This window comes from Psychromonas ossibalaenae ATCC BAA-1528, from assembly GCF_000381745.1.
GTDB lineage: Bacteria > Pseudomonadota > Gammaproteobacteria > Enterobacterales > Psychromonadaceae > Psychromonas > Psychromonas ossibalaenae.
The window spans coordinates 1-17,959 of record NZ_KB907011.1; the positions used below are offsets into that span (position 1 = coordinate 1).

The window sequence follows — 17,959 nt, forward strand, 5'->3', positions numbered from 1 at the left end:
CCAGGCTCTGCAGTGCAGACGGCACAAGCCGCTCCCAAGGTTGTTGTCAGCAAACCGATTGTGCATAAGGTAAGAAGCGGTGAGTCTTTATCGCTTATTGCCTCAAAATACGACAGCACAACCAGTGAACTGAAAAGCTACAATAAGCTGCGCTCGACTTCGCTGCGTATCGGTCAAAAAATCCGTATTCCCGGCGGTAGTGAAACGGCTAAGCAGACGGTTAAAAGCAAACCGCAAGTTCATAAAGTTCGAAGCGGTGAGTCACTTTCTGTGATTGCCAAACGTTATGAGAAAAGCACCAGTGAGTTAAAAAGCTATAATAATCTGCGCTCGACTTCTCTGCGCATCGGTCAGAAAATTAAAATCCCCGGATCAGGTTATGCCGCTGTCAAAAAGCAGCCGCCTAAGGTACATCTGGTTAAAAGCGGCGAGTCACTGTCGGTCATTGCCAGTCGTTATGGAACAACCAGCCGTGTGTTGAAAAATTATAATAAGCTGCGTTCGACCTCCCTTGCCATCGGCCAGAAAATTAAAATTCCTGCTTCAGGTATTTCGCTTACTAAACATAAAGTGCGCAGCGGTGAATCACTATCGGTGATCGCTAAGCGTTACGGAACAACCACGAGTGCCATTAAAATAAGCAATAAACTAAGTTCAAACTCGCTGGCGATTGGACAAGTTTTAACTATTCCTGTTACTTAATCATTTTTTGGATAACTTCATCTAATGCCAATTCAAATTTTACCTGCCCGCCTCGCTAACCAGATAGCGGCCGGAGAAGTAGTCGAACGCCCTGCATCTGTTGTTAAAGAGTTAGTTGAAAACAGCTTAGATGCAGGTGCAACACGTATTGAAATCGAGATTGAAAAGGGCGGTGCAAAATGTATCCGTATTAAAGATAACGGTAAAGGTGTCTGTAAAGAGCAGTTAACCTTAGCGTTAAGCCGTCATGCAACCAGTAAAATAAGTCATTTAGATGATCTGGAAGCGATTGTCAGCCTGGGTTTTCGTGGTGAAGCGTTAGCCAGTGTCAGTTCGGTTTCAAGACTTACTTTTACTTCTAAACCTACTGATCAGGAACAGGCATGGCAGGCAGTGGCCGAAGGGCGTGATATGAAAGTGGATATTCAGCCGGCTGCTCATCCGCAGGGCACCACGGTGGAAGTCCTGGACCTGTTTTTCAATACTCCGGCGCGCCGTCGCTTTTTAAAAACAGAGAAAACAGAATTTCAGCATATCGATGAACTGATCCGCCGTATCGCGTTAAGCCGTTTTGAGATCTCTTTTATTTTAAAACATAATGGTAAAATAATTCGTCAGTACCGGGCCGCACAAACACAAATCCAACAGGAAAAACGCCTTGCATCTATCTGCAGCGAAAGTTTTGTTAAAGGCGCGCTGCACTTTCAAGGTAGTGATAATGAACTGAAAATCTCCGGCTGGATTTCAGACAGCTTATCGGCCAGAGTTTTGAGTGATGTTCAGTATTGTTATATCAACGGCCGTATGATCCGCGACAAGCTTATTAATCATGCGATTAAGCAGGTGTATGCCTATACTCTGCCGCCGGGGAAATTCCCCGGTTACGTTATATATATTGAATGTAATCCCGATCAGGTTGATGTCAATGTGCATCCTTCAAAACATGAAGTACGTTTTCATGAGGCGCGCTGGGTACATGATTTTATTGTCAGTACCCTGAGCAGCACTTTAAATGAAGGGCCTCTGCTCAACCCGGATGAAGCTGGCAGCGTGCAGACTAAACCCGCGGAGCATTTTTATCAGCCGCCGCAACAGTCTGAAACCGGTACGCTGCAGGAAACTTACACTGCGCCGCCTACAAGCGCCTCTGCTCCCTCTTATTCCCCGAGTTATAGCCCGGGTTATACAAAAACGCCGCTTGATGAGGCGCAGGTAAATGCTTATTGTGACTTTGTTGCTGAAGCACATTTAAGCAGTCCGTCTGCACTGCCCTTAGCACCTGAACAACAGGTTAGAGCTCCTCATACGAGTGTTTCAGCAGGTGCGCAGTTTGCACAAACATTATGCTTAGTTAAAAATGAATATTTGCTGCTTAAAATAAACCCTTCTCAACAGATACTGCAGACGACTTCACCGCTGCTGGTACTGTCTTTAAAGCAGGCTGAAGCCGTCGTTAAACAGTTTCAGTTATTTGACGCCTGGACAAACGGTGAAGTCATTTCACAGCCTTTATTACTGCCGGTGCGTGTGCAGCTTGACGCTGCTTTATTACAAATATGTGAAGATTTTCAGGAGCTGTTTAAACGTTTAGGTTTTGCTTTTAAAGTCCAGGGAAGTAAGTTGATTATCAGCAAAGTACCTGCATTACTTCGCCAGGCGCCGGTTGCTAAAATATTACCTGATTTATTAACTTACTTAACTTCTCTGGATAAGACGTTAAATGAGTCTCAGGTAAATGATTTTTGTGCTTTTTTAGTAAAAACGCAGCAGAAGTATCAGCTTGAAAGCTGCCAGTGGACAGAAAAAACAGCTTTATCACAGTTAGATTTATTACTGTCTCTTTTTTCCGGGAATATGAGTTTGTATCAGGATATTCTCTTTCATGAACCCGATTTATCACTCTTAGTACAAGGTTTTTCAGATGAGTAAACAAGCGACTGCTATTTTTTTAATGGGCCCTACCGCTTCAGGGAAAACCGATTTAGCGATTCGACTTGCACAGGAGTGCCGTTGTGAAATTATCAGTGTAGATTCTGCATTAATATATAAAGGCATGGATATCGGCACCGCAAAACCGACACAACAGGAACAGGCACTTGCACCGCACTCCTTAGTGGATATTATTGATCCGCTTGAATCTTATTCTGCCGGGGATTTTCGTGATGATGCGCTGCGTTTGATGAAAGAGATAACAGACCGCGGCAATACACCGTTATTAGTCGGCGGCACCATGCTTTATTACAAAGCATTGCTGGACGGCTTGTCTCCTCTGCCTAGCGCAGATCCTGAGATTCGCGCACAAATTGAAAAACAAGCCGCCGAGAAGGGCTGGCAGGCCATGCACGATTTACTGCAGGAGATCGATCCGGTTTCTGCAAAGCGTATTCATGTTAACGATCCGCAGCGTTTATCACGTGCGCTTGAGGTTTACCGTATTTCCGGTAAAAGCATGACGGAATTAACGCAGGTGAAAAGCGATCCTATTCCCTATGATGTAAAACAGTTTGCTATCGCACCGGCTGAAAAGACCGTTCTGCATGAGCGCATTGAACGCCGTTTTCAGTTAATGCTGCAGGGCGGATTTGAACAGGAAGTGCAGGCACTGCACGATCGAGGCGATCTGCACCTGGATCTTCCCTCAATGCGCTGTGTTGGTTACCGCCAGATGTGGGAGTATTTAGACGGCAGCATGGATTACGATGAGATGGTTTTTCGTGGTGTTGTTGCAACCCGGCAGCTGGCTAAAAGGCAAATGACTTGGCTTCGAGGCTGGAAAGATGTAACTTGGCTGGAAAGTGGCTGCGAACAGAATTTTGATCTTATCAAATCGGTTTTATAAAAACGCCAAAACATTTGCCTGCGGCAAAGCTTTTTATCAAAGGATTGGGGCTTTGAGGCTGGAAAGATGTAACTTGGCTGGAAAGCGGCATTTCTAATACGGACACGATTTTACTAAAAAGCTATTGTTAACCTGTTTTTTAGCTGATTATCGTGTTTTGGTAGTGTCTGTTATAAGCTGTAAATACAGTTACTTGTTTAGAAAGTGTTATGGATCAAAATTTTGAGTATTGAAATCGGTTTTTATTTAACCATTGTTTATACTGGTTTCGCTTTAAAATAACTAATAACAATAATAAGGAACAATGATGGCTAAAGGACAATCATTACAAGATCCGTTTTTAAATACGCTGCGTAAAGAACGAATTCCAGTGGCTATTTATTTAGTAAACGGCATTAAGCTGCAGGGACAGATTGAATCGTTTGATCAGTTTGTTATTCTGCTAAAGAATACTGTAAGCCAGATGGTTTACAAACATGCTATTTCGACGGTTGTTCCTGCGCGGTCCGTACCAACTATCCCGCATGTTGAAACACATGATTAGCCTGTTCTCAGGTTTTTAATTATTTATTCTGGCTTGCCTTTGTGCAGGCCATTTTTTTATCTAATCCTCAGCATGGTTATGTTAGGATTAACAATTCGTTATTTTCCCCCATTTTCTTCTTAATTGGAGCTTTATTTGTTTGATCGTTACGAAGCCGGTGAACAGGCTGTATTAGTTCACATTTCTTTTTCTGATGACAATAACAAAGAAGACCTAGATGAACTAAAGTTACTGGTTAGTTCTGCTGGTGTTAATGCACTGGACACAGTCACAGGTCCGCGAAAATCACCACATGCCCGTTATTTTGTCGGTACTGGTAAAGCCCAGGAAATTGCAGATGCCGTACAGACTCTGCAGGCTGATGTGGTTATATTTAACCATGCTTTAAGTCCGGCTCAGCAGCGTAATTTAGAAGCGTTGTGTGAATGTTTAGTGTTAGACCGAACTGCGCTTATCCTGGATATATTTGCTCAGCGGGCACGTACCTATGAAGGGAAATTACAGGTTGAGCTTGCGCAGCTGCGTCATCTGTCAACGCGTCTTATTCGCGGCTGGACGCATTTAGAACGCCAGAAAGGCGGGATAGGTTTACGTGGTCCGGGTGAAACACAGTTAGAAACAGACCGACGCTTATTACGGGCGCGTATCAGCACCATTAAATCCCGTCTTGCAAAAGTAGAAAAACAACGGGAGCAGGGGCGCCGTTCACGGCAGCGTAACGAAGTGCCGACTATTTCATTAGTGGGTTATACCAATGCCGGTAAATCTACCCTGTTTAATCAGATTACTGATGCTGATGTTTATGCCGCCGATCAGTTATTTGCAACGCTGGATCCGACACTGCGTAAAATTGATGTTGAGGATGTGGGTAACTGTATTTTAGCGGATACTGTTGGTTTTATTCGCCACCTGCCGCATGATTTAGTGGCCGCCTTTAAAGCGACACTGCAGGAAACGCGTGAGGCGACGCTGCTGCTCCATGTTGTTGACTGTGCTGATGAGTGCTATCACGATAATATCAATGCCGTTGAAAATGTGCTGGCAGAAATTGACGCCGGAGAAGTGCCGCAGTTGATGGTGATGAATAAGATTGATGCGCTTGAAGATGTTCGTCCCCACGTTGATTACGACGATCAGGGCAAACCGGTGCGTGTCTGGTTGTCAGCACAAAGCGGTGCTGGTATTGAGCTGTTGTTTGAAGCATTAACTGAACTTTTAAAAGGGCAGATTCGTTCCCTGCGTCTGGCGATTCCGCCGGCACAGGGTAAATTACGTGCATTATTTTACCAGCTGGACTGTATCGAGCATGAATCTTATGCTGAAAATGGTGATTGTATACTGGATATTCGTTTGAATAATATTGACTGGTCACGCTTGATAAAACAGCAGGGCGCCTCAATAGAAGAGTATATCGTTAACATTAATTAACATGCTGCCTACATAATATGTCATGTTCGCTTTATTATTACAGTGAACATTGCTACATTGCAGTTAACAATTTGTTTGTATTACTTAATCGGGAGCTAAATATGGCTTGGAACGAACCGGGTAAAGATGATAAAAAAGATCAAGACCCGTGGAAAAACAATGATAAAAAGAACGATCAGGGACCGCCGGATTTAGATGTCGTTTTCCAGAAACTAGCAGACTTATTTGGTGGTTTATTTGGTAAGAAACCATCTTCAGGCAGCGGCGGCAGTAATAGTAATGGTGGTAAATTTGCCGTGATCACAGTATTTGCTGTGCTTGCTATTGTCTGGTTTGTCAGCGGCTGGTATACGATAAAAGAATCAGATCGCGGCGTAGTTTTACGTTTTGGTGCTTACAATTCGCAAGTTGAACCTGGACTGCACTGGAATCCTAAATTTATTGATCAGATAATCCCGATTAACGTCGAAGCATTCCGTACCATGCCGACAACTGGTTTCATGCTGACTGAAGATGAAAACATTGTTAATGTGGCGATGGAAGTACAGTATCGAATTATTGCTCCTGAAAAATACCTGTTCAGTGTAACTAATGCTGATGACAGCTTACTACAGGCGCTTGACAGTTCATTACGTTTTGTTATCGGTCATTCAACCATGGATGACGCATTAACAACAGGTCGTGAAACGGTACGTCAACAAAGTTGGGAAATGCTGGATAAAATTATCGAACCTTATGATCTGGGTATCGAAATTGTCGATGTCAACTTACAGCAGACACGTCCGCCTGAAGAGGTAAAAGACGCCTTTGATGATGCGATAGCCGCACAGGAAGATGAAGAGCGTTTTGTACGGGAAGCTGAAGCTTATGAGCGGGAAAGAGAACCGATTGCTCGTGGTCAGGTGAAACGTATTGAACAGCAGGCACAGGCTTATAAAGAAGGTATTATCCTAAAAGCGCAGGGTGAAGTTGCCCGCTTTAATAAATTATTACCTGAATATAAAGCTAGCCCGGAAGTTACGCGTCAGCGTCTTTATCTTGAAACCATGGAGTCAGTGTTAAATAACAGCTCTAAGGTGTTAATTGATAATAAGGCCGGCGGTAATTTAACCTTCCTGCCTCTGGATAAATTAATGAGCAAGCAGAACACGACTCAGAGTAACGCTGTTTCTGAGATTGAAACACGCTCTCGAGCTGATGAGAAAGCAGATAAAGATGAACGTTTATCCGGCAGTGACCGATTCTCTCGTAACAGCAGTCGTACAGGGAGAGATTACTAATGAAAAGATTCTTAATAATACCTATCGCGCTGGTTCTGATCTTTATGAGCAGTGCATTTGTTGTTACTGAAGGGCATCACGGTATCGTAATGCAGTTCAGCAAGGTTAAACGTGATGCTGAAGGTCTGCCGGTTGCCTACCCTCCAGGTTTACATTTTAAAGTACCGTTTATTGATTCTGTTCGCATTATGGATACACGTATCCAGACACTTGATGATCAGGCTGACCGTTTTGTAACATCGGAGAAAAAAGATTTGATTATCGACTCCTATGTTAAATGGCAGATTGATGACTTAGCTGTTTATTACCTGGCAACCGGTGGTAATAAGATGCAGGCTGAAGCGTTACTTAAGCGTAAAATCAATAATGGACTGCGTAGTGAGATTGGTTCGCATACCATTAAAGATATTGTTTCGGGTAAACGCGGTGAAGTAATGGAAACGGCACTTAAACGTATGGCCCGTTCATCAGAGCTGGGGATTCAAGTTGTTGATGTACGTATCAAGAAAATAAACCTGCCTGATGAAGTCAGCAGCAGTATTTACAAGCGTATGCGTGCTGAACGATTAGCGGTGGCTAAAGAGCACCGTTCTCAAGGTCAGGAAAAATCAGAAGTGATCCGCGCAAATATCGACCGTAAGATTTCGATTATGCTGGCGACAGCAAATAAAGAGTCTTCAGAGGTTCGTGGTGCCGGTGATGCACAGTCTTCGAAAATATTTGCAGACTCATATACTCAGGATCCAGAGTTCTTTGCCTTCCTGCGTAGTATGAAAGCTTATCAGAAGAGTTTTTCTGATAAAGATGATGTGATGGTCTTAAGTCCTGACTCTGACTTCTTTAAATATATGAATAGTAAAGGTTAATATTTATTATCCTGGTTTTTAAAGGGGCGGTTTACCGCCCTTTTTTGTGCCTGTAATAAAGACAGCTGCGATTTGTTTATTAAAGATATTGAAATACAGGATTAATGTTTGCTAAAATCCTTTCTCAATTCGCTAGAGAAATGTGATTCTGATGGGAAAAAACGTAGTAATTCTTGGCACTCAATGGGGTGACGAAGGTAAAGGTAAGGTTGTAGACCTACTGACAGACAAAGCGCAATGGGTAGTTCGCTATCAAGGTGGACACAATGCGGGTCATACACTTGTAATTGATGGAGAGAAAACAGTTCTTCATCTGATTCCATCAGGCATCCTGCGTGAAAACGTAAAATGCGTTATCGGTAACGGTGTTGTTTTAGCACCTGATGCTTTGTTCAAAGAGATGAACATGCTTATCGAACGCGGCATTCCTGCAAAAGAACGTCTTTCAATCAGTGAAGGCTGTCCTCTTATTCTTCCATACCATGTTGCACTAGATGTAGCGCGCGAAAAAGCACGCGGCAATAAAGCAATCGGTACTACCGGTCGTGGTATTGGTCCGGCATACGAAGATAAAGTTGCCCGCCGCGGTTTACGTGTTGATGATCTATTCGACATGGCATCATTTGCAGTGAAACTTAAAGAAGTAATGGAATACCATAACTTCCAGCTGGTTAATTACTACAAAGAAGAAGCGGTTAGTTACGAAGATGTGCTTGCACAGATGACTGAAATGGCTCCTTTATTAATCAGCATGGTTATCGATGTAACTGATGAGTTAGATAAAGCCCGTTTACGTGGTGATAATATCTTATTCGAAGGCGCTCAAGGTACGTTACTTGATATCGACCACGGTACATACCCGTACGTAACTTCTTCAAATACAACTGCCGGCGGCGTAGCTACGGGCAGTGGTTTTGGTCCAACACACCTTGATTATGTGTTAGGTATTGTTAAAGCTTACACAACACGTGTTGGCTCCGGTCCATTCCCGACTGAATTATATGACGGTATCGACAAACTTGATCCTGCCGGTAAACATCTTGGTACTGTAGGTCATGAATTTGGTGCTACAACGGGTCGTTTACGCCGTACAGGCTGGTTTGATGCTGTTGCAATTAAACGTGCCGTGCAGCTGAATAGTATTACTGGTTTCTGTTTAACAAAACTAGACGTATTAGACGGTATGGAAGAGATTAAAATCTGTACTGGTTATACAATGCCGGACGGTAAAGTGGTTGATGTACCGCCTATGTCTGCAGACGGTTACGAAGTCGCTGTTCCTGTTTACGAATCTATGCCGGGCTGGACTGAAAGTTCATACGGCGTAACTTCTTACGATGCATTACCAGAAAATGCGAAAGCATACATCAAACGTTTAGAAGAAGTTACCGGTGTACCAATGGATATTATCTCTACTGGTCCTGACCGTAACGAAACAATGATTCAGGTTAACCCGTTTAACTAATCATCTGTCTAAAGCTTAATAAAAAAGCCCTTATCACTGCAAAGTGATAAGGGCTTTTTTTATCTCAATTTCTCCCCTCCGTTGAGTATGTCTTTTCTAATTTATCTTCTAATCTATTGTAATTAATAGGAGCTTTGTTGTTCTGTGTATTAAGTATATCTTTCAGCGAGAGCGTTCCTGCGGCTGACAAACAAGGGATAGTGATATGAGTAAGATTGATCGTAAACAAGTTGTGTCTTTAATTGAGCTGATTGGAGGGCAGGATAATATCGCCAGTGTCAGTCACTGCCTGACACGCTTACGTTTTGCCTTAATTGATCCGGAACTAGCAGATCTGAAAAAGATTGAAAAGATTGCCATGGTCAAAGGCTGTTTTACCAATGCCGGACAGTTCCAGGTGGTCATTGGCACTGAAGTTGATCAAGTCCATAAAATATTAACCGAGATAACAGGCGGCAAAGGGGCCGATAAAGAAGCAACAAAGCTGGCTGCACGACAGAATATGAATCTTCTTGAGCGTTCTATCTCGCATATGGCGGAAATTTTTGTACCGCTTTTACCGGCCATTATAACCGGCGGTTTAATCCTTGGTTTTCGTAATGTGATCGGTGATATCCGCATGTTCGACGGCAAAACCCTGGTTGAAATAAGCCAGTTCTGGGCGTCGCTTCACTCTTTCCTATGGCTGCTTGGTGAAGCTATTTTCCACTTTCTACCGGTTGGTGTCTGCTGGGCGACGGTAAGAAAACTGGGAGGAACACCGATTCTGGGTATTGTACTGGGTATTACGCTGGTTTCGCCGCAGTTAATGAATGCTTACGGTATTGGTTCGGGAACCCCGGAGGTCTGGGACTTTGGTTTCTTTGCTATGGAAAAAGTAGGTTATCAGGCGCAGGTTATCCCGGCAATATTAGCAGGCATGGCACTCGCAATGATTGAAACCAATCTTAAGCGCATTATTCCAGCGTACTTGTATTTAGTGGTTGTACCCTTTGTATCGCTGCTTACCGCCGTTGTATTAGCACACTCTATTATCGGCCCCTTAGGCCGTGAAATCGGTGACGGCGTAGGTTATGTTGCTAAGGCCGCGATGACCGGGGATTTTGCTGTTTTAGGCTCGATGGTTTTTGCTTTCTTTTATGCTCCTTTAGTTATTACCGGTATTCACCATACGACTAATGCAGTTGATCTGCAGTTAATGCAGGATCTTGGAGGTACTCCAATCTGGCCGCTGATTGCATTGTCTAATATTGCCCAGGCATCTTCTGTAGTGGGTATTATCTGGATCAGTAAAAAACATAATGAGCGTGAAATATCTGTGCCTGCCGCTATATCTGCTTATTTAGGTGTTACTGAACCCGCTATGTACGGCATTAATTTAAAATATAAATTCCCTATGTTATGCGCAATGGCCGGCTCTGCACTGGCTGCCGGCATCTGCGGTTTCGCCGGGGTAATGGCTAATGGTATCGGTGTCGGCGGGTTACCCGGTATATTATCAATCCAGCCGCAGTATTGGGGGGTGTATGCCCTGGCTATGCTGGTCGCTGTAGTCGTGCCGATAATACTAACACTGCTGCTGTATAAACGCGCTCAAAAAAGAGGGGATCTTGAAGATCTTGAGTTAATTGAAGATGAATTAGAAGCTGTAATTCGTTAACTGTTGATGCAGATGTTATCCCGTGAGTGTGAAGTTGTAATCAGGGGAGAGCAGACTAAGAATAAACCTGAGAGTGAATATATGAAAACACAACAGAAACAGTGGTGGCATACAGCGGTTGTTTATCAGATTTATCCTAAAAGCTTTTGTGACAGCGGCGCTAAAGGCACTGGTGATATTAAAGGTATTATCTCTAAACTTGATTATCTTAAAACTCTGGGGGTTGATGCGCTCTGGCTTACTCCTGTCTACCAGTCACCAATGATTGATAATGGTTATGATATTTCTGATTATTACACTATTAACCCTGATTTCGGCTCTATGGATGATTTTGATCTGCTCTTGAAAAATGCTCATTATAAAGGGATGCGTATTATCCTGGATATTGTGGTTAATCATACCTCGACCGAGCATAAATGGTTTAAATCTGCGCTTGCCGATAAAAACAGTCAATACCGTGATTATTATATCTGGAAAGATCCGGTCAACGGCCGGGAGCCGACTAACTGGCAGTCAAAGTTCGGCGGCAGCGCATGGGCGTTAGACAAGAAAAGCGGGCAGTATTACCTGCATCTTTTCGCCCGAGAGCAGGCTGATTTAAACTGGGAAAACCCCAAAGTGCGTGATCAGGTAAAAGGTATAATCAGCTTCTGGGCCGAAAAAGGAGTGGACGGTTTCCGCCTTGATGTTATTAACCTGATCTCGAAACAGCAGGAGTACCCTGACGATCGGCACGGGGATGGACGTCGTTTCTATACCGACGGTCCGCGAGTACATGAATTTCTGCGTGAAATAAGTGATGCGGTATTTAATAAATACGGCTCTGTGACGGTGGGAGAAATGTCTTCGACGTCACTTGAACAGTGCCGCCGCTATTCGGCACAGGATGGCAAAGAGCTGTCTATGGTGTTTAATTTCCATCATTTAAAAGTCGATTATGTTGACGGTGAAAAATGGACGTTGGCACCTTTTGATTTTTTACAGCTGAAAAGTATTTTTAACCACTGGCAGCAGGGTATGTATGAAAGGGGCTGGAGTGCACTTTTCTGGTGTAATCATGATCAGCCTCGTATTGTCAGCCGTTTAGGCAATGCTCAAACGTACCGGCTTGAGTCTGCAAAAATGCTGGCTGCTTCAATTCATATGATGCAGGGAACACCGTATATCTATCAGGGAGAAGAGATTGCAATGACCAATCCTGGCTACAGCTCAATTGAGCAGTACCGGGATCTTGAAAGTACTAATATGTACGATATTATGCTTAACCGCCAGGGGAAAAGTAAACAAGAGGCCCTGGCTATTCTTGCTCAGAAATCACGTGACAACTCCAGAGCGCCGATGCAGTGGAACAGAGAGGCTCACAGCGGCTTCACAAAAGGTATACCGTGGCTAGGGGTCGCAGATAATTATAAGCAGATAAATGCACAGCAGGCGCTTGCTGATAAAAATTCAGTTTTTTATTTCTACCAGCGCCTGATACAGCTGCGTAAAGAAGTTGAAGTGATTACTAGCGGGGATTATCTCGATTTAGCACCAGATCATGCGCAGATCTTTTGTTATCAGCGCCGTAGTGAGCATCAGATACTTATCTGCGTTAATAATTATTACCCTGAAAGAGTTGAATACGAACTGCCGTTAAATTTAGCTGTCAGCACAGGAAAATATATACTGGCCAATTACCCGAAGGTATTAACAGAAAAACCTATGCGTCTGCTGAAACTCAGACCTTATGAATGCCGTGTGCTGCTGATTGAATAATAAAAAAAGCCCCGGGCAGTTTTAAATTACCAGGGGCTTTTATTTTTTCTGTCGCAGATAGTTATGCGGTACGGGCTGCTGCCAGGTGCGCCAGGCTGATTAGTGCCTGTTTGTATTCATTGTCTGGCAGAATACTTAAGGCTTCGATTGCTTTATCCGCTTCTTCCATGGCGCGCTGTTTTGTATACTGCAGTGCGTTTGTTTCATGCAGTGCCTGCATTATCTCATCAAAGTGTTCCATGCCGTTGGCTTTTTCTATGGCCTCTCTAATTAAGCTTACCTGTTTTTCACTGCCGTGCTTAATAGCATATAAAAGAGGCAGTGTTGGTTTGCCTTCAGCGAGATCATCACCGGTATTTTTTCCCATCTCCTGCGCGTCTGAGCTGTAATCCATGACATCGTCGGTCAGCTGGAAAGCTGTACCTAAGTATTTTCCGTAATTAAGCAGCGCTGTTTCAATCTCTGCCGGCTGCTCGCTTAATACTGCAACCAGCTGGCTGGCCGCTTCAAACAGTTTTGCTGTTTTATAATAAATAACGTCCATATAACTTTCTTCTGTTGTATCCGGATCGTTACAGTTCATTAACTGCAGTACTTCGCCTTCAGCAATGATATTGGTTGCTGATGATAAAATAGTTAATACTTTTAAATTCTGTAGTTCAGTCATCATCTGAAAAGAACGTGTATGCAGGAAGTCTCCGACCAGTACGCTGGCCGCATTGCCGAATAAAGCATTGGCAGTTTTTTCGCCGCGGCGCAGGTCGGATTCATCAACAACATCATCGTGCAATAATGTCGCGGTATGAATAAATTCGATGATTCCTGCAAGTTTTGTGGTTTTATGATCATGGACATTCAGGGCTTTGGCCGCTAAAACGGTAATCAGAGGACGGATGCGTTTTCCGCCGCTGTTAATGATATAAAACCCAAGCTGGTTGATTAATGCAACATCAGAGCTTAATTGTGCCATGATCAGTTCATTGACTTGATTCATTTCAGTTAAAGAAATTTGCTGAATTTGTTTAATATTCATGGTCTTGATGTTCCGAATTTTAACACTTAAAAAATAGTGCATATTATTGCCCTTTATTGTCATTATCACAACTCCGTTAAGTGCGATTTATATAACTAAATTTTTGCTCCTATTATCCTTTGCAAAGCTTGAAACTGGCTTTGTAAGTTGTTGATTTTAGTTGAAAATTTGTATTGTTTGTTTTTTGTTCGATGAACCGTGAGGCAGTTGTTAATTTTTTTACTGTATTTTTCCTAAATATGATTGCCAAAAGATGTACTTTGCCGTAGACTCCGCCTCCATTGTGATTAATAAGTGTGCTCTCGAAGCTTGGTTTCTTAATGAAACAGCACGAGACGCCTGAACGGAGTAATAAACATGTACGCTGTTATCCAGAGTGGTGGCAAGCAACACCGTGTTGCTGTTGAACAAACTCTTCGTTTGGAAAAACTAGACGTAGAAGCCGGTGCAACTGTAGAATTTGATAAAGTTCTTCTAGTAGCTAACGCTGAAGACGTTAAAGTTGGTGTTCCATACGTAGACGGCTGTAAAGTAACTGCTGAAGTAGTTTCTCACGGTCGTGGTAAAAAAGTAAAAATCGTTAAGTTCCGCCGTCGTAAGCATTCGCGTACTCAAGCGGGTCATCGTCAGTGGTTTACTGAAGTTAAAATTACTGCAATTAACGCTTAATTAGGAGTTATTAAAAATGGCACATAAAAAAGCTGGTGGTAGTACTAATAACGGTCGCGATTCAGAAAGTAAACGCCTAGGTGTTAAACGTTTTGGTGGCGAATCAGTATTAGCGGGTAACATTCTTGTTCGTCAACGTGGTACTAAATTCCACGCTGGAACTAACGTAGGTCTTGGTAAAGACCACACTTTATTCGCTAAAGCGACTGGTGTAGTTAAGTTCGAACAGAAAGGTCCTCAAAACCGCAAATTTGTAAGTATCGTAGCTGAATAATCAGTTTCGATTTAGCATTCGAAAAGCCTCGCTGATGCGGGGCTTTTTTTTTATTTATAATTTTATATAAATAAAGTATTTATTTCTATTTCTACATAAATATGTGATCTATGTTGAATAGAAATGAGTATAATTATTCGCATTAAAGGTTTGCCTGTTTAAGGTAGGCATATTGTTTTTGGAGATTGTAATGAAGTTTGTTGATGAAGCAAAAATAAAGGTTGACGCTGGAGACGGCGGCAATGGCGTTATCGGCTTCCGTACAGAAAAATATATCCCTCGCGGCGGCCCGAACGGCGGTGACGGTGGTGATGGCGGCGATGTTTACCTGCAGGCAGATGAAAATCTGAATACGCTGGTTGATTTCCGTTTTGTGCGTTTTTACAATGCCGAGCGTGGAGAAAACGGCCAGACCCGTGATTGTACCGGGTCACGTGGTAAAGATAAAATTATTACCGTGCCTATTGGAACACGTTGTCGCGATGATGATACCGGAGAAATCCTTGGTGATTTAACCACGAACGGACAAAAACTAATGGTTGCTAAAGGCGGCTTCCACGGTTTAGGTAACGCGCGCTTTAAAACTAGTACTAACCGTGCTCCTCGCCAGAAAACTGATGGTACGCCGGGTGAAGTTCGTAATCTGCTTTTAGAGTTATTATTACTTGCTGATGTGGGTATGTTAGGTCTTCCTAATGCCGGTAAGTCTACTTTTATCCGCAGTGTTTCAGCTGCAAAACCAAAAGTAGCTGATTACCCGTTTACAACATTAATCCCGAATCTGGGTGTTGTAAGTATGGGTTATGGAAAAAGCTTTGTTATTGCCGATATTCCGGGGTTAATTGAAGGCGCTTCTGATGGTGCTGGTCTAGGAACACGTTTCCTGCGTCATTTAGAGCGCTGCCGTGTTTTACTGCATATGATTGACTTATTGCCAGCAGACGGCAGCTGCCCTGCTGAAAATGCACTGGTTATCATTGAAGAGTTAAAAAAACACAGTCCGAAACTGGCAAGCAAACCACGCTGGTTAGTGTTCAACAAAACGGACCTTCTATTAGAAGATGAAGCTGAAGAAGTTATGCAGCGTGTTAAGGATGCGCTTGAATGGGACGGCCCGGTTTATAAAACAGCCGCTATTTCTAAAACGGGTACAAATGATGTCTGCCAGAGTGTTGTTAGTTACTTAGAAGAGTTACCAGCTGAGTTTACGCCGGAAGAAGAGCGTGCACAGGTTGAATTCCAGTGGGATGATTACCATGAAACTGCGATGGATGATGCTAACGCTGACTACGATGATGACGACTGGGATGATGATGACGAAGAGATGATGGAAGTTATCTACGTTAAGGAATAGCAGGTTATTAGATAACCTTGTAATTCTTCATCTAAGTATATAAAAATGCCGTTTAGATTATTTCTAAACGGCATTTTTTTGAACTGTCTATTACAAAAGTATTTTTAGTTCTCTTAGGTAGTGTGTAAAAGCTTCCGCAGGTTTAATGCCGAAGTCATGTACGTCGCCTTGTTTTTTCATCAATGCTTGATAGCCGCCTTTACCACTGGACATATAACCGGTAGTGACGATGGAATAGAGTTTATCCATGTGCAGATCTGATAACTCTCCCTGTGCATTGTGCTGGTATACTTTACTGACACCATCGCTTAACTCTGTGCTGTGCAGTTTCATAGACAGATTTGAAAAATAAGGGTAGCTTCCCGTACTTCCTGCAGGATCTACGCTGCTTTTCACTGCGCTGTTAATCGCTTCAAATAAAGCTTTTCCGCTGATCTGATAAGACTGTACTGAAATTGCAAAGGGCAGTAGTTTACCGGAAATATCTGCTGCGCTTACCGCTGACTGTAGTAGGTGAGTTCGTACAGCACCTGCATTAATAATAGCAAAATCAACATGCTTATTATTTTTTCTGGCGTAATGCAGAAAAGACTGCGCGACGATAGGCGCAACTTGACTGCCGCCTTGCGCATCGGGAATTCTCAGGTGTCGTTTGCTGGTTAATACATGACCGACAATATCATTTTTAAAATGCTCTATTTCAGGGCGAAAATGAGTGTCTAATAATTTTTCAACCCGGTCACTGCGGTTTTCAAAGCTGATATTTTCCTGCTGTGCAAGATAGTGCTCCGCTGCCTTTAAGTTATATTGTTGTGCAGGGCAGTTAATCGTCAGGCTGTTTTTCTCCAGGAGCAGTTTATTACCGCCGCTGATGGAGATTATTGTTCCTGAGGCAGTCAGTGTAAGCTCTGCACATCCGGCTGCCATAGCATTGTGTCCTGCCTGCACGATATAGCAGTTATTGACCGCTTGTGCATAGGCTGTTTCCTGAGCCAGACCGACATTGGAAAAATCACCCTGCAGGGTGTGACTGTGTCCGCCGATAATTAAACTGATACCGTCGACGGCTTCTGCTAAGCGCTTATCTTGAGCATAACCAAGGTGGCTGATAACAATAATGCAGTTAATGCCTGCGCCTTGAATTTCACTGACCATAGACTGAGCACAGCTGATATGATCGCTAAAATCAACAGCGGGTCCCGGGCTGGCAATAGTATCCATGTCCGTAATACTTAAAGCAAAAACAGCAATCGATAAGCCGCTAATAACCTTGATTATGTAGGCGGGGCCTTTGTGATCATTAGACGAGCACAGCAGCCTGCCGGAGCATTTCTCCAGTGCTGAACCGCCGTCTTTTTTTAAGCTCATATTAGCTGACAGTAACGGAAAGTCGGCCTGATCAATAAATCGGGCCAGCAGCTTGTCACCCGTATCAAGTTCGTGATTGCCGACAGCCATTGCATCAAGCTGCATTGTATTGAGTACTGCCGCATTAGCCCTTCCTTTAAAGCATGTGAAGTACACGCTGCCTTCAAAAGAATCCCCTGCATGAACAAATAGAAAGCCGGCTTCCTGCTTCTGCGCTTTGTTTCTTTCTTTACGGGCAAACGAATCGATCAGTGAGTAACCACCGCAGGCAGCTGTTAACTCTGTCTTGTGTCTATTGAGCGGAATGTGCATCTGTAAAGGAGAGGGTTCAAAATGTGAATGGGTATCATTGATATGAACTATCTTAAGCTTTATTTCACTATTGTTTTTGTGCAATGTCACCTCTGGTTGTCTGCTTTGATATTGAATCATTTTAACCTGTTTTTAACCTTGATGGTAAATATACTTTATGGCAGTTGTAATGACGGGGCTCCGCTGCTGCTTATCTTTTTGTTATACCCGTTATCATTCAAGATGCAAAAATCAGCAAGTCGTAAGGTAAACAGATTCTAGGCGTGAAGGTGAAGATCTAACGGGTTAAATCGAGACATCACAATAACGAAGATGATTATCTTACGGCTTGCCCTGCGGGTCGCCAGCTCGAAAACCAATACTGCGTTGCAGCATTCGATAAGGGCTAGCCATTTAAAGATTAAAGT

At 43.2% G+C, this 17,959-nt stretch carries 15 protein-coding genes; 13 read left to right on the forward strand and 2 right to left on the reverse strand.

Annotated elements, in window-relative coordinates; translation table 11 throughout:
- The 10 genes from G327_RS25060 to treC all read left to right on the forward strand — a co-directional run.
- On the forward strand, positions 1-702 hold a 702-nt coding region (locus G327_RS25060; protein WP_019616172.1), incomplete at its 5' end, for a LysM peptidoglycan-binding domain-containing protein.
- Positions 703-726: 24 nt separating this feature from the next.
- A complete protein-coding gene (mutL, locus tag G327_RS0117855) occupies positions 727-2,631 on the forward strand; it encodes a DNA mismatch repair endonuclease MutL (RefSeq protein WP_019616173.1) in 1,905 nt (634 codons plus the stop codon).
- The gene (gene miaA, locus G327_RS0117860; protein WP_019616174.1) at positions 2,624-3,541 is read left to right on the forward strand and encodes a tRNA (adenosine(37)-N6)-dimethylallyltransferase MiaA; all 918 of its coding nucleotides are present in this window, start codon (positions 2,624-2,626) and stop codon (positions 3,539-3,541) included. Before mutL ends, miaA begins: the two co-directional genes overlap by 8 nt.
- A gap of 307 nt (positions 3,542-3,848) precedes the next feature.
- Positions 3,849-4,085 carry an RNA chaperone Hfq gene (gene hfq, locus G327_RS0117865; protein ID WP_019616175.1) on the forward strand — a complete coding sequence of 79 codons (237 nt, stop codon included), beginning with the start codon at positions 3,849-3,851 and terminating at the stop codon, positions 4,083-4,085.
- A gap of 135 nt (positions 4,086-4,220) precedes the next feature.
- Positions 4,221-5,513, forward strand: a complete 1,293-nt coding sequence (gene hflX, locus G327_RS0117870; protein ID WP_019616176.1) for a ribosome rescue GTPase HflX — start codon at positions 4,221-4,223, stop codon at positions 5,511-5,513.
- Positions 5,514-5,614: 101 nt separating this feature from the next.
- Positions 5,615-6,793, forward strand: a complete 1,179-nt coding sequence (hflK, locus tag G327_RS0117875) for an FtsH protease activity modulator HflK (protein WP_019616177.1) — start codon at positions 5,615-5,617, stop codon at positions 6,791-6,793.
- Positions 6,793-7,659, forward strand: a complete 867-nt coding sequence (gene hflC / locus G327_RS0117880) for a protease modulator HflC (protein ID WP_019616178.1) — start codon at positions 6,793-6,795, stop codon at positions 7,657-7,659. The genes hflK and hflC overlap by 1 nt, the downstream gene beginning before the upstream one ends.
- A gap of 151 nt (positions 7,660-7,810) precedes the next feature.
- The gene (locus G327_RS0117885) at positions 7,811-9,124 is read left to right on the forward strand and encodes an adenylosuccinate synthase (protein WP_019616179.1); all 1,314 of its coding nucleotides are present in this window, start codon (positions 7,811-7,813) and stop codon (positions 9,122-9,124) included.
- A gap of 205 nt (positions 9,125-9,329) precedes the next feature.
- The gene (gene treB, locus G327_RS25065) at positions 9,330-10,784 is read left to right on the forward strand and encodes a PTS trehalose transporter subunit IIBC (RefSeq protein WP_019616180.1); all 1,455 of its coding nucleotides are present in this window, start codon (positions 9,330-9,332) and stop codon (positions 10,782-10,784) included.
- An 81-nt stretch (positions 10,785-10,865) separates the two neighbouring features.
- Positions 10,866-12,542, forward strand: a complete 1,677-nt coding sequence (gene treC, locus G327_RS0117895) for an alpha,alpha-phosphotrehalase (RefSeq protein WP_026339430.1) — start codon at positions 10,866-10,868, stop codon at positions 12,540-12,542.
- A 61-nt stretch (positions 12,543-12,603) separates the two neighbouring features.
- Here treC and ispB read toward each other — a convergent pair whose 3' ends face one another.
- Positions 12,604-13,575 carry an octaprenyl diphosphate synthase gene (ispB, locus tag G327_RS0117900; protein WP_026339431.1) on the reverse strand — a complete coding sequence of 324 codons (972 nt, stop codon included), beginning with the start codon at positions 13,573-13,575 and terminating at the stop codon, positions 12,604-12,606.
- A gap of 357 nt (positions 13,576-13,932) precedes the next feature.
- On the opposite strand from ispB, the gene rplU reads away from it, so the two are divergent.
- From rplU to cgtA, 3 genes are all read left to right on the forward strand, one after another.
- Positions 13,933-14,244 (forward strand): 50S ribosomal protein L21, encoded by a 312-nt coding sequence (gene rplU, locus G327_RS0117905; RefSeq protein WP_019616183.1) that lies wholly within the window; start codon positions 13,933-13,935, stop codon positions 14,242-14,244.
- A gap of 16 nt (positions 14,245-14,260) precedes the next feature.
- Complete coding sequence (gene rpmA / locus G327_RS0117910; RefSeq protein WP_019616184.1) at positions 14,261-14,518, forward strand: 50S ribosomal protein L27; 258 nt, start codon at positions 14,261-14,263, stop codon at positions 14,516-14,518.
- 190 nt (positions 14,519-14,708) lie between these two features.
- Entirely contained in the window at positions 14,709-15,872 is a 1,164-nt protein-coding gene (cgtA, locus tag G327_RS0117915; protein ID WP_019616185.1) for an Obg family GTPase CgtA, read from the forward strand.
- Positions 15,873-15,962: 90 nt separating this feature from the next.
- On the opposite strand, the gene G327_RS0117920 is transcribed toward cgtA, so the two are convergent.
- Complete coding sequence (locus G327_RS0117920) at positions 15,963-17,672, reverse strand: bifunctional metallophosphatase/5'-nucleotidase (RefSeq protein WP_019616186.1); 1,710 nt, start codon at positions 17,670-17,672, stop codon at positions 15,963-15,965.
- Between the last annotated feature and the right edge of the window lie 287 nt (positions 17,673-17,959).